This is a genomic window from Vibrio tubiashii ATCC 19109, assembly GCF_000772105.1.
GTDB classification, from domain to species: domain Bacteria; phylum Pseudomonadota; class Gammaproteobacteria; order Enterobacterales; family Vibrionaceae; genus Vibrio; species Vibrio tubiashii.
In genome coordinates, this window is the sequence record NZ_CP009355.1 from 853,504 (window position 1) to 866,604 (window position 13,101).

Below are 13,101 nucleotides of genomic sequence, written 5' to 3' on the forward strand. Positions count from 1 at the left end.
CCATTGCACCAAAATTATGCAATTGAATGTGTTTCGCTGACAGAAAGGACAGAGACTTGATTGCGACCCAGAGATTTTGACTCATAGAGTGCAATGTCTGCACGTTTATAGGTCTCTTCTGGTTTCGCTGAGATCTCCGTTGCGCCTGCACTTACAGTGATGTTTAGCTCGCTTTCTATATTGATTGCCGTTCTTACACGGTTGAGCACCATTTCGGCTTCTCGAAGGTCGGTGTGTGGCATAATAATGGCGAACTCTTCACCACCAATTCTGGCAATAACGTCGGTTTCGCGTAAATGGTGGGTTAAGCAACCCGCAACGTCTTTTATGACCTCATCACCGCGGTCATGTCCATAGTTATCATTGACGCGTTTGAAGTGATCAATATCTATCAACGCTAATGTGGCTGACTCATTATCAGAGTATCGTTTTGTACGCATCGCTTGATTTTGCATCTCTTTATCGAACTTACGGCGATTCCAAAGTGATGTCATCGGGTCTTTTTCACTTAGTTCTCTTAGACGATCTTCTAGCTCTTTTCGATGAGATATATCGACAAAAGAGGCAACATAGAACTGAATGACACCAAAACGGTCTTTAACCGTCTGTATACGCAGGATTTCCGTGATTAATGAGCCATCGCGACGTTTATTGACCACTTCGCCTTCCCATAATCCCTTTTCTTCAAGAATCTTCCACATATTCATATAGAATTCTTGCAGGTGCTTTCCTGAGGCGAATAACGAAGGTGGGCGACCTTTTACATCTTCTAATGTATAGCCACTAATCCTTGTGAACTCGCTATTCACTTGGATGATTCTGTTGTTACGGTCTGTAATAACTACGGCTGACATGCCATTCATCGCGGCGCGCGCAATCTTGCTATCTAAGCTATTTTTCTCGTGGTTATGATTCCATGTCACAAAAGTGAATGTGAGCAAAAATAAAATAATCAGGATAAAAGCCGCTTGGATATAGAGATCATGGCGAGCGTCATCAGTGAATGCATGAGCTTCATCAAGTGAGGTTTTAATAAAAAAGATTAACTCTTCAACGTGTTCTACGTCATTGAGTTCAGCTGTAGTGTAAGAAATCCAATAATCACGTTCTTTAACTGTGCCGAATTTATCAAACTGCAACGAACGCCATAGCTGAGGAAACTGCTGTGAAATGTTGGAGTCTCTGTGAGCGTCTAGCAAGTTGCCGAGTATCTTTTCACCATTGGTCGACATCAAGTAGTAGCCGTCACCTGTCGCTACTATAGGTAAATTGAGCTGATTACGCTTGTAAGCCAGACCATAATACAAACGAGCGAGGTCAAGATTTGCGACAAAATATCCTTTACGTTCACCATTGAGCGTAATCGGGTAAATGACTCGATAAGCAGGTTGATGAGGGGTTACCAGATTGCCATTTTCGACTTCAAGGTCAATACCGAAATTACCCGTATCATGATCACCTAGTGTTTTGGCAAAAGCAAAGTAATCGCGGTCGCCTTTGTATTGTAAACGTTCAGGTTCGACAATCTCTATAAATCGCTCACCGCTATTTATCCGAACAACCTCCATACCGTCTTGGTCTATAAAGCGCAATTGGGAGTAATAGCCTTGTGTTCGAGCAATGAGCAACCAAAACTCTTCTAAAGCATCTAGGTTTTCACGGGTTGGGTTTAGGATCGCTTGGTTTAATACGCCATTGTTTGATAGGTAACGAAGTGATGTTGAGATCTTTTGCAGAGATGTTTGCAACTCCACTTTTGAATACTCAAGCTTATTGCGATTGAGCTGCTCGACATATTGCTCGGTTTGCTGATCGACAAGTGAAAGCTGAGTGTAAAAGTAGAGGAAGGGGACAAACGACAGCGCACAAAAAACAGCGATAAATTGGAAGACGATTTTGGAACCACGTTTGCGCATTTAACTATTCTAATTATTAAGTTAATCAGTAAAGGTTACATCATACTACGATATCATTACACTTACTGTGAGCGTGGTTGAATATTAATTGCGTATGTATGTGGTTATCGAAATAAATGAGGTTTTGTACACCTTACCAATGAGTTGTGTTGATGAACTAGAATTGCTCGGAATAAAAAAAGCACCTCTAACACGAGGTGCTTTTGCCATCTATCGGGGGAGTGGCAAGAAACGTTTAAGCAGTTGCAGTTTCTTGTTTTGCTTCTGCTTTGTTTTTTAGGAATGCGTAAGTAAAACCTGTTACCGCCGTTCCTGCCGCGATAGCAACCAAATACATCAGCACTGGAGTGATCGCGTTAGGAATCAGTAGTACGAACAGTCCACCATGTGGTGCCATTAATTTTGCACCAAACAGCATAGATAGAGCACCTGTTAGTGCGCCACCGGCCATACATGCAGGAATTACACGCATCGGATCTTTCGCAGCGAATGGAATTGCACCTTCAGAGATAAAGCACAAACCTAGCACGAATGACGCTTTACCCGCTTCACGCTCACCTTGTTCAAACTTATTCTTAGCAATAAAGGTTGCGAGACCCATACCAAGCGCTGGAACCATACCTGCTGCCATAATAGCGGCCATTGGCGCGTAAGTTTGCGAAGCAAGTAGGCCAACACCGAATGCGTAAGCGGCTTTGTTTACTGGTCCACCTAAGTCGAAGCACATCATTGCACCGAGGATAATACCCAGTAATACCGCACTGTCAGAGCCCATGTTGTTGAGGAAGTCAGTTAGACCATTCATGATGCCAGAAACAGGGCCGCCTACGATGTAAATCATCACAAGACCCGTGAACAAGGTTGCTACGAATGGGATGATCAGAATTGGTTTAAGCGCTTCCATCGATTGTGGCAGTGATACCTTATCGGCAAGGAACTTAGCTGCGTAACCTGCGATGAAACCTGCGGCGATACCACCAAGGAAGCCCGCACCCGTAGAGCTTGCAAGCATACCGCCAACAAGACCCGGTGCTAGACCAGGACGGTCAGCAATAGAGAATGCGATGTAACCTGCAAGAACAGGAATCATTAGAGCAAACGCCGATCCGCCACCAATGGTCATCAATGCAGCAGCGAGTGTGCCTTCTTCTTTAAACGCTTCGATACCAAATACGAAGGATAGGGCGATGATCAAACCACCGGCAACCACGACAGGAAGCATGTGAGATACACCCGTCATAAGATGTTTGTACGCGCCTTTCTTCTCTTCTGATGCAGTAGAGCTATTAGAAGCGCCTGAGTGTTGGTAGATACTGGCTTGTTCAAACGCCTTATCCATCTCTTCAGCCGTTTTTTTAAGAGCCGGACCGGTTTTGGTGCGGTACATCTTCTTGCCATTGAATCGATCAAGTGGCACTTCGATATCAGCAGCAATGATGACCAAATCTGCATCAGCAATTTCTTGGTCGGTCAGTTGGTTTTTCGCGCCTACTGAGCCACGCGTTTCCACTTTGATTTGGTGGCCGCGGCGTTTACCTTCTTCTTCAAGTGCTTCAGCTGCCATGAAGGTATGGGCTACACCAGTAGGACATGCTGTAATAGCAACAATCTTCTTAGTTGCTGATGTATTTTCTGCTGGGGCTGCGACTGTGGTTGCTTGCTCTAGAATTGCTGCGTTTTCAACGGCAGTTTGTAAGAACGCCGATGTATCTTTCGCTACTGTACTGATATCAGCTTGGTAGACTTTTTTACCTACGAAACGAGAAGTATCGACCGGAGTGTTAGCCGCAATGATAACGACTTCTGCTTGTTGAATGTCTGAATCAGCAAGCAGTGTTGATTCAATCACGCTGGATTGGCACTCAATTTTCGCATTCCATCCTAGTTTAGCGGCGGCTTGTTCTAGTAGACCTGCCGCAATGATGCTGTTTGCAACACCACTCGGACAAGCTGTAATAATGGCAATATTCATACTGATAACCTTCTGTTCCTTAGTTGTTGTCTAAGTTCGTATTAGGGTAGAGCTCGCTTACTTGTGTTTGGAGCTTGATGTTATCCAGTTCTTCCTGACTGGTAATTCCAACGCCAACCTGGCTTACTGCAAGGGCAGAGAGAGCGGTGGCGAAGCGTAATAAATCTTCTTTGGGCATGAGTTGCATGTGACCCCAACACAATCCCGCGACAAGCGTATCGCCGGCGCCAACTGTGCTGACAACATTCATACGTGGTGGCTTGGTATGTAACCATTGACCTTGGTTAAGCCACATCACGCCGTCAGCACCCATTGAAACGACAATATTGGCGATGCCTTTGTTGCTTAGCGTTTGTGCCGCTGATTGGCATTGTTCTGGTGTTGAGAGATGCTCACCGATAAGATCACTGAGTTCCTCATCATTGGGTTTGATCAGCCAAGGTTGAGCCTCAATGCCAGCGCGCAATGCCTTTTTGCTGCTATCAAATAAGACCTTCTTACCTTGCTGATGCAGTTTTTCGATCCAAGCAGCGCATTGCTCAGGGCTAACACCGCCCGGTAGGCTGCCGGCGAGTACGAAGTAGTCGTGAGTTTCCGCTAGCCTAAATAGGGTTTGCTCAAAGCGATCAATTTCTTCTTTCGTTACGTGAACGCCAGGGAAGTTAATGTCGCTAACTTGACCATCGGCTTCGACGAGTTTGACATTAATACGAGTTGCACCCTGCACCTCTACAAACTCATTGTTGACTTGGATATCGTCAAATAGCTGATGGAAAAGCTCCGGGTTATCTTTCCCAAGAAAACCAGTTACCGTGACCTCAGCACCAAGGTCACTAAGGACCTTGGCAACGTTTACTCCTTTGCCCGCAGCATGTAGGTTGCTTTTTTCTACTAGGCTTACTGAGCCAACTGAGAGCAAGTTTAATGAGCCTGTTAGGTCAAGAGCCGGATTGAGCGTGATGGTAACGACTTTATTTGTTTTCAATGCAGACATAACCACGCTCCTTATCCTTCACCTAGACCAGAAGCAATGGCTTTACCAATCGATTCTAATGCTTGTGCTGCATCTGGACCTTCTGCAGAGAACTGAAGCTGGTGGCCGTGTTTGACACCGAGCGCAATCACTTTCATCAGGCTCTTCGCGTTAACGGTTTTACCGTCGCCATCGAGATTCGCAACGCGAATGTTTGATTCGAATTTTTTCGCTTCTGCAACGAGCATTGCACCCGGACGAGCGTGTAGGCCATGTGCATTTTTAATCTTGAAAATGGCGTTGTTACCTGTTTCATCGGCGTCAGTTGCAACCTCTTCGCCTTTCAATAGTGCTAGTATTTGCTCAGCGGAAGCATCCAGTAACTTGTTGTGTTCGTTGTTAAACACAAGCGTTGAAATCGTCTTGAGAATAGGCTGATGAGCGTTGTTACAAGCAGCAAAAGCGACGAGTGCACGAACTTTCTCACCTTCAAGCTCACAATCATTGGCAGTAGATACAAAAGAAACGCCTGTACGGGTTACTTGCTTATCGCTACCTACAAGCCAGAGACCTTGCCCAAGGTGTGTGGGTGTTTTGGTCACCAGATCAGCAACGAATTCTGCGCCGGCACAACCTGTGTTTTTAAGAAGGCCACCCGCAACCGCACTCATTTGCACCATGTCACTCGCAGGGAACTTTAATTGAATATGTGCGGCATCGAAGTCTGCTTCTAATTGAACATCGCCGTTGAGTAGGGCAATGATATCCTGTTCGCTTTTAGCACTACGTAAACGTTCTTCAACGCCATCAGCAGACAAAACTTTTGTTAGTTGTTTAAGGATGCCCAAGTGCTCATCGGATTTAGCCGCGATACCAATGGCGACAAACACTTTGCTGCCATCTCCCCACTCAACACCGTTAGGGAAATGATGAACGGAAACACCAGTCGTTTTGACCATAGAACGTGTGTCGGTCGTGCCATGTGGGATCGCAATACCATTCCCTAAGAAGGTTGAGTTTTGCTTCTCACGGTTTAGCATGCCTTCAACATAACCTTGCTCAACAAGGCCTTTCTCCGTTAGAGCCTGCGCAATGTTCTTGATCGCTTCAAACTTATCGGTCGCTTTTTGGGAAAGGGTGATGTCACTTTTCACTAACTTAAGCATGGTGCTTCTCCAGCCTTAAGGGATTTAAACTTTTAATCGAGTCTTCATTTACAATGTCTTTTTGCTTAACTGAATCGATTCAGCAAAAAGATAAAAAATATTGGTTCAGCGTTAACAGGTCTAACTTGTTGATAAAAGGCTATTACTTAAAACAACCACTCAAGCAAATTTGGTGATTTCACTCACTTTATAGACATTGCTGAATCCTTTCAGCTTTTATACTGAATCGTTTCAGCATATAATTCAACTCATCGTAAGATCATTTATAAAGTATTATGATCCGGCGCACAGAACAAAGGTTGTGGATATGACACTAGATGAGATAGCAAAGCTTGCTGGGGTTTCAAAGACGACGGCGAGCTATGTGATCAATGGTAAAGCTCAAAAGTACAGAATCAGCGAGAAAACGCAGAGAAAAGTGATGGGTGTGGTGAATGAGCATAATTACCGCCCTGATCTTGCTGCTAGCACATTAAGAGCCGGACAGAGCCGATCATTTGGGCTTATCATCCCCGATCTCGAAAACACCAGTTATGCAAGATTAGCTAAACTGCTTGAGCAGAATTCACGTTCGGCAGGATATCAGATCCTAATCGCGTGCTCTGACGATGAACCAGAAACAGAAAAAAACGTCGTTCAAGCATTGGTCAGTCGTAAAGTTGATGCGCTGTTTGTCGCTAGCGTGATTCCAGATGCTAGTGAGTTCTACCTGCAACTGAAATCGAAAGGGACGCCAGTGATTGCGCTTGACCGTCCGCTCGACGATGAACACTTCTCTTGTGTAATCAGTGAGGATTTTGGCGGTGCTTTTGAGCTGACTCAGTCGGTTATCAGTGACAATGTAACATGTGTTGGCCTTATTGGGGCATTACCAGAGCTGAACATATCTCGTGAGCGTGAGTTAGGGTTTGTTTCCGCGGCGAAACAGCAAAATGTGGCCTGTGTTGTTGGCTATGGCGAACACTTTAATCGCAAAGATGGTAAACAAGTGCTTGAAGCGTGGTGCAAAGAGGATAAAGTGCCGGATGCTATTGTCACCACTTCTTATACTTTATTGGAAGGGGTGTTGGATGTATTGTTGGAACGGCCAGATTTAGCAAATAAGGTCAAAATTGCGACATTTGGTGATAATCGTCTGTTGGATTTTTTACCAATGAAAGTGAACTCGTTACCTCAGCAGTTCGAACTTATTGCAGATAGTGCGATGGAACTGGCGCTCAATGCGGCGGCGAAACGATATCAAGCTGGTGTTGAGTTAGTCCCCAGAAAGATCATTGTTAGATAAAACTAAGCCCTGTTTTAAACAGGGCTTAGTTTTTATGTTTGGCCAGATGGCTTAATATTGGAATCGAACCGACATAGTAACTTGCGGGCCATAAAGGCCGTTATTGCGGGTTTCCGCTGAAAGGGAAAGTTGTTGAGTAGAGTGGAAACGTACGCCAGCATGGAATACAGAAGAGTCATCATTGCGGCCGATACGTCCTGTTGCTTCAACTTGATCTGTTAACCAAAGACGGACACCAACGTTTATTTCGGCTTGGGTATCACTTTCGCCGCCTGCTTCTTTCGTGTACTTCACTTGGTGGACAAGTAATTGACCATAGATGTCGGCAAACTGACTGACAGGGCCGTTAAATCCAATACCACCAGCGAGATCGTAGTCTTTATCAAACTGGGTATCTGCGCGGAGAATAAAGTGAGAGTTTTCGGTAAAGAATGTACTAAACTCTGCGCCCGTCATTTCAGGTCCAATAGCTGTTCGAACTTCGAAAAAGTTATAGTTAAAATTGTTCGCTTGGGCGCTTGTGCTGATTCCTGCAATCGCTAGAGCACTGGCCAAAATGAGTTTTTTCAAAAGTAGTCTCCGACTAACAACAATAAATTGACTAATAAAAATGGCTTGCAATAAGCAAGCCAAATCATAGCGTAATCAGAGAACTAATTCAGGGGATTTATAGAATCTGAATACGATCAACTTCAATTTCTGGTGTGTTGCCGCCTTCGTATTCACCGAACAGACGTACTTTCGTCGTATGATCAATTGGCTGTGCCATATGAATGTCGTCGTCCAGTTCTACTTGAATCTCACCTTTGCCATCAGAGAAGATAAAAGTATCGCCTTTAACTTGTCTTAGAAGGTTACCTTCTACAACAACATTCTTCTCAGTAAACATACTGGTATCTGCTAATAAGGTGTCTACAGTAGTGAGTTCAACAGGGCCACTGTACTGAATTCCAGTCCCTTTTTCATGGTGACCATCTTTTGCTAAAGCAAAGGTAGGAGCTAGGATAAGGGTTGCAGCGGTCGCAAGAATTACTTTTTTCATCATGTTTTCCTTTCTAATGTCAGGCAGTGTTTGTTTGATGGTGCTATTAAAACAAACCCATTTTGAATCCATGCTGAGCGTAAGATTCATATTCCATTCATATTGTTGAGGAAATCAGCCAAATACCGTTATTATTAGCCTTATCTCAATGAATCAAATAAGTATTAATAGTTCATGCAATCCACATTGAAAGCGCTTATGGTCCAAGGCACTACCTCAGACGCAGGCAAAAGTGTTCTAGTGGCAGGTTTATGCCGCGTATTGGCTCGAAGAAATATTAAAGTCGCCCCCTTTAAGCCGCAGAATATGGCGCTCAATAGTGCCGTCACCCCAGATGGGGGAGAGATAGGCCGAGCGCAAGCTGTTCAAGCGCTCGCGTCTAACATTGAACCTAGCGTTCATATGAATCCGGTTTTGCTTAAACCAAATACGGACATGGGTGCTCAGGTCATTTTTCAGGGGAAGGCAACGACGACAGTTGATGCAATTGGCTACCAGAGTTACAAAAAAGTGGCCTTGCCAGTGGTGATGGAGTCTTTTTCTATCCTTCAGTCACAATACGAATCCGTGTTAATCGAAGGTGCGGGTAGTCCCGCAGAAATCAATCTAAGAGCTAACGATATAGCAAACATGGGATTTGCCGAAGAGGCCGACGTTCCTGTCATCATTGTTGCCGATATTGATCGCGGCGGTGTATTTGCCCATCTTTACGGGACATTAGCGCTACTATCTGAAAGCGAACAAGCGCGAGTGAAAGGCTTTGTCATTAACCGCTTCCGCGGCGATATTTCCCTTTTGCAGCCAGGACTCGATTGGTTAGAGGAGAAAACAGGTAAGCCTGTCATTGGGGTATTGCCTTACTTACACGGTTTCGATCTAGAGGCTGAAGACGCGATCAATGCCCAGCAAGTGAGCAGCGAAAACAGCAAGCTAAATGTTGTCGTTCCTGTATTTCCACGCATTAGTAATCACACAGATTTTGATACGCTCAGACTTAACCCAGATATTAACCTTAGGTACGTTGGTAAAGGAGAACGCTTATCTGATGCGGACTTAATCATACTGCCTGGTTCAAAATCAGTCAGAAATGATCTCGATTATTTACGCAGCCAAGGGTGGGATAAAGATATTAATAGGCACCTTAGGTTAGGCGGAAAAGTCATGGGTATTTGCGGTGGATATCAGATGCTTGGTTCGATGATTCATGATCCTCTCGGTATTGAAAGTGATCCGGGATCTAGTCAAGGACTAGGGCACCTCTGCGTAGAGACCGAACTTAAGCAAAGCAAAACGCTAACCAATGTGAGTGGCACGATGACATTAGAGGGTAATGATATTGCCGTCAGTGGATATGAGATTCATGCTGGAGTCAGTCATGTATCAACGAATCATCTGATTGAACTGGAAAATAAACAGTTCGATGGCACGATTAGTGATTGCAATCAAGTGCTCGGTACCTACCTACATGGTATCTTTGATAATGCTGACGCTGTATCCGCCATTTGCAAGTGGGTGGGTGTTGAAAACGTTGCGAAGATAGATCACCAACTAAACCAACAAAAAGCCATTGATAGGATTGCCGACGCCATAGAGCAGCATCTTGATCTTAAAAAGCTATGGCCTGAATTATAATCAATGTAACCATGACCAGTTTAAAACATTCTCTTTTTGCTTTTATTGCATGTGCGAGCTTTAGTGCTCATTCTGAGTCGCTACGCATTTACGCGGCTTCATCTATGACCAACGTGGTCAATGATCTTGTCGAGCAATATGAAGAGTCGAATGATACCTCTGTAACAACCGTGTTTGGTGGAAGCGCTTCGTTGGCGCGTCAATTGGCGCAAGGTGCTCCTGCGGATATCTATATATCAGCGAACCACAAGTGGATGGAATACTTAGTTGAGCAGAGTATCGTTAATGGTGACGGCGTCACAAATATTGCAGTGAATAGTTTAGTTGCTATTGCTCCGAAAGGTCATCTTCTTAACTTAGATGTAGATTCAGAGGAGTCGTGGATATCCGCATTAGCGGGATATCGTCTCGCGATTGGACAAACTAATGCCGTACCAGCGGGTATGTATGCAAAACTGGCACTAGTTAACTTAGGTGTTTGGGATGAGGTGAAAACGCATCTCGCACCAACAAACAACGTTCGTATTGCGCTGACGTTAGTCGAAAGAGGTGAGTCTCCTCTCGGCATAGTCTATAAAACGGATGCGTTACTAAGTGATAAGGTTAAGGTAGTGGCGACATTACCTAGCAGTGCACATGCAAACATAGTCTATCCGATGGCGCCGCTTAATGAGAAGATAGAGACACAGCGCTTTGTTAAGTTTATCCACAGTCAGCAAGCTCAAAGTGTGTTTAAACAGTATGGTTTTACTGAGGTAGTGGAATAGAGGTGAGTTTGTTAACGGATTACGAGTATCAGGCATTATTGTTAAGTTTAAAGGTGGCGTTGTTTGCCATTGTTTGGCTGATTCCTATAGGGGTTGGTCTCGCATGGCTATTAGCGAGAAAACAGTTTTTCGGTAAAAGCTTATTGGATTCAGTGATTCATCTCCCTTTGGTTTTACCCCCTGTGGTGATTGGTTATCTGCTGCTTATCTCTATGGGTAGGCAAGGCTTTGTTGGCAACTGGTTATATGAGCATTTTGGGTTAGTGTTTTCTTTCAGTTGGAAAGGGGCGGTTTTGGCCTGCATTGTGGTCGCACTTCCATTAATGGTTCGCTCAATAAGGCTTAGTTTAGAGAATGTTGATGGTCGCTTAGAGCAGGCGGCGGCAACGTTAGGCGCTTGTCCCATTAAGATCTTCTTCACTATTACGTTGCCGCTAACGATCCCAGGGATCATCACCGGCACTATGCTTTCCTTTGCGCGAAGCTTAGGTGAGTTTGGGGCGACAATCAGCTTTGTCTCAAATATTCCTGGTGAAACTCAAACTATCCCGCTGGCAATGTACACCTTTATTGAAACGCCAGGCTCTGAAGCAGAAGCAATGAGGCTGTGTCTTATTTCGATTGCGATAGCACTTGCGTCGATGCTGATCTCAGAATGGTTATCTAGGGTGAGTGCTCGTCGATTGGGAGCAAGCCAATGAAGGGAATAACTGCACGCTATAAACAGCAGCTAGGCGATGTTAAGTTCGACATAGACCTGACATTACCAGAAAAAGGGATTACTGCTGTTTTTGGTCGCTCTGGTGCTGGAAAAACGTCACTGATTAACGTTGTCGCAGGGTTAAAACAGCCTGACAATGGCTTGATTACTATCGGCAACAAAACACTCTTTAATTCAGAGCTTCAAATCGATGTTCCCGTGCATCTGCGTAATGTTGGTTATGTGTTTCAGGATGCGCGTCTATTCCCTCATTTTAAGGTAGAGCGAAACCTTAAGTACGGGGTATCCGTCTCTGATAATTCCCACTTTGAGCAGATTGTTCAGTTGCTGGCGCTAGAACCTTTACTAAAGCGCTATCCCCATCAGCTTTCTGGCGGTGAAAAGCAGCGTGTGGCGATTGGTCGTGCCTTATTGTCTAAGCCAGATATCTTGTTGATGGATGAGCCTCTTGCGTCACTCGATTTACCGAGAAAGCGAGAAGTGATGCCATTCTTAGAACAGTTATCGCAAAACGTTGAGATCCCAATAATCTATGTTTCCCACAGCTTAAATGAAGTGCTACGCCTTGCAAGCCACTTAGTTGTGATTGATGAGGGTAAAGTTGCGGTATCTGGGCCAATTGAAGATGTTTGGTCTTCACGAGCTATGAAGCCTTGGCAATCTTTCTCTGAACAAAGCTCATTGTTTGAAGCTAGAGTAGTGGAGCACAACAATCAATATGCTTTATCTAAGGTTGAACTTGCGCCCGACGTTGCTCTGTGGGTGCAAAAGATCGACGGTGAAATTGATTCCCCAGTAAGGTTGCAAGTAAGAGCCAATGACGTGTCTATAATGCTTGATGAGCCTCAGCGGACTTCCATTCGAAACGTCTTAAAAGGCAAGGTGTCGAAGATAGAAACTCATTCGAATAGCCAAGATAGAATCAGTGTGTCGGTGCAAATCGAATTATCTAAAGGCTGCCACTTAGTCGCAACCATTACCGCTTGGGCTAGGGATGAATTAGAACTTGAACAAGGGATGGACGTTTACGTTCAAGTTAAAGGCGTCAGTGTCACTCAGCGCGATGTCGTTGTATCGAATTAAAAAACGCCGCGAAATACGGCGTTTAAGTTTCTAGCGTTTAATTATTTTGCGAACACGTCTGTGAAATCGCGTTTTAGAATTGGGTCACGGCGCGCTTTTTTGATCTGCTTAACCATGTCTTTAACACAGTTGTGCAGTACTTGGTCAAGTAACTCAGCGCGGTATTCTTCTTTTTGCTCTTCAGTCATGTCTTTTGGAAGGTTTAACGTAGGAAACTCTTCCATGACATTCAAACCAGCAAAAGCTTGGCTCACTGATACTAAAGCGTGAAATTGTTCAAAATTATCTAGAACATTTTGCGCACTGCTTGGCAGTTCATTCCACGATTCACGAACGGCTTCTTCAGAAACTTCATGGATTGACGTTACCATTAGGTGCATTGCTTCTGGAACTTCATCAAATTCAATTACTTGGCGCAATTCAGCAGATACTTCTGCAAGATCTACTTTTGGCTGTTCTGTTTGATTAACGTCAGACATGGATAATATTCTCTTAAAATGTGTGTGTATCGGCGCTATCGTAAAAAATTAGGGATAAATGTCAA

At 44.4% G+C, this 13,101-nt stretch carries 12 protein-coding genes; 5 read left to right on the plus strand and 7 right to left on the minus strand.

Annotated elements, in window-relative coordinates:
- Positions 1-14: 14 nt before the first annotated feature.
- From IX91_RS18940 to fruB, 4 genes are all read right to left on the minus strand, one after another.
- On the minus strand, positions 15-1,916 hold the full coding sequence (locus tag IX91_RS18940; protein WP_004742775.1) for a sensor domain-containing diguanylate cyclase: 1,902 nt from the start codon (positions 1,914-1,916) through the stop codon (positions 15-17).
- A gap of 235 nt (positions 1,917-2,151) precedes the next feature.
- Positions 2,152-3,888, minus strand: a complete 1,737-nt coding sequence (gene fruA, locus IX91_RS18945; protein ID WP_004742774.1) for a PTS fructose transporter subunit IIBC — start codon at positions 3,886-3,888, stop codon at positions 2,152-2,154.
- A 19-nt stretch (positions 3,889-3,907) separates the two neighbouring features.
- Entirely contained in the window at positions 3,908-4,882 is a 975-nt protein-coding gene (gene pfkB, locus IX91_RS18950; protein ID WP_004742773.1) for a 1-phosphofructokinase, read from the minus strand.
- A gap of 11 nt (positions 4,883-4,893) precedes the next feature.
- Positions 4,894-6,027, minus strand: coding sequence for a fused PTS fructose transporter subunit IIA/HPr protein (gene fruB / locus IX91_RS18955; RefSeq protein WP_004742772.1), 1,134 nt, complete (start codon positions 6,025-6,027; stop codon positions 4,894-4,896).
- A 307-nt stretch (positions 6,028-6,334) separates the two neighbouring features.
- Here fruB and cra point away from each other — a divergent pair, with 307 nt between their 5' ends.
- A complete protein-coding gene (gene cra, locus IX91_RS18960; RefSeq protein ID WP_004742771.1) occupies positions 6,335-7,312 on the plus strand; it encodes a catabolite repressor/activator in 978 nt (325 codons plus the stop codon).
- 51 nt (positions 7,313-7,363) lie between these two features.
- On the opposite strand, the gene IX91_RS18965 is transcribed toward cra, so the two are convergent.
- Positions 7,364-7,882: a hypothetical protein gene (locus IX91_RS18965; protein WP_004742770.1), complete on the minus strand. Its 519-nt coding sequence runs from the start codon at positions 7,880-7,882 to the stop codon at positions 7,364-7,366.
- Positions 7,883-7,979: 97 nt separating this feature from the next.
- The gene (locus IX91_RS18970) at positions 7,980-8,354 is read right to left on the minus strand and encodes a YgiW/YdeI family stress tolerance OB fold protein (RefSeq protein WP_004742769.1); all 375 of its coding nucleotides are present in this window, start codon (positions 8,352-8,354) and stop codon (positions 7,980-7,982) included.
- Between the two features lie 174 nt (positions 8,355-8,528).
- Between IX91_RS18970 and IX91_RS18975 the strand changes: the two genes are divergently transcribed.
- From IX91_RS18975 to modC, 4 genes are read left to right on the plus strand one after another with little or no spacing between them, the layout of a single operon-like run.
- Complete coding sequence (locus IX91_RS18975; RefSeq protein WP_004742768.1) at positions 8,529-9,986, plus strand: cobyric acid synthase; 1,458 nt, start codon at positions 8,529-8,531, stop codon at positions 9,984-9,986.
- An 11-nt stretch (positions 9,987-9,997) separates the two neighbouring features.
- The gene (modA, locus tag IX91_RS18980; RefSeq protein WP_004742767.1) at positions 9,998-10,753 is read left to right on the plus strand and encodes a molybdate ABC transporter substrate-binding protein; all 756 of its coding nucleotides are present in this window, start codon (positions 9,998-10,000) and stop codon (positions 10,751-10,753) included.
- Positions 10,754-10,761: 8 nt separating this feature from the next.
- Entirely contained in the window at positions 10,762-11,454 is a 693-nt protein-coding gene (gene modB / locus IX91_RS18985) for a molybdate ABC transporter permease subunit (RefSeq protein ID WP_004749140.1), read from the plus strand.
- A complete protein-coding gene (modC, locus tag IX91_RS18990; protein WP_004742765.1) occupies positions 11,451-12,557 on the plus strand; it encodes a molybdenum ABC transporter ATP-binding protein ModC in 1,107 nt (368 codons plus the stop codon). The genes modB and modC overlap by 4 nt, the downstream gene beginning before the upstream one ends.
- 41 nt (positions 12,558-12,598) lie before the next feature.
- On the opposite strand, the gene IX91_RS18995 is transcribed toward modC, so the two are convergent.
- Positions 12,599-13,036: a DUF3069 domain-containing protein gene (locus tag IX91_RS18995; RefSeq protein ID WP_004742764.1), complete on the minus strand. Its 438-nt coding sequence runs from the start codon at positions 13,034-13,036 to the stop codon at positions 12,599-12,601.
- Positions 13,037-13,101 lie beyond the last annotated feature (65 nt).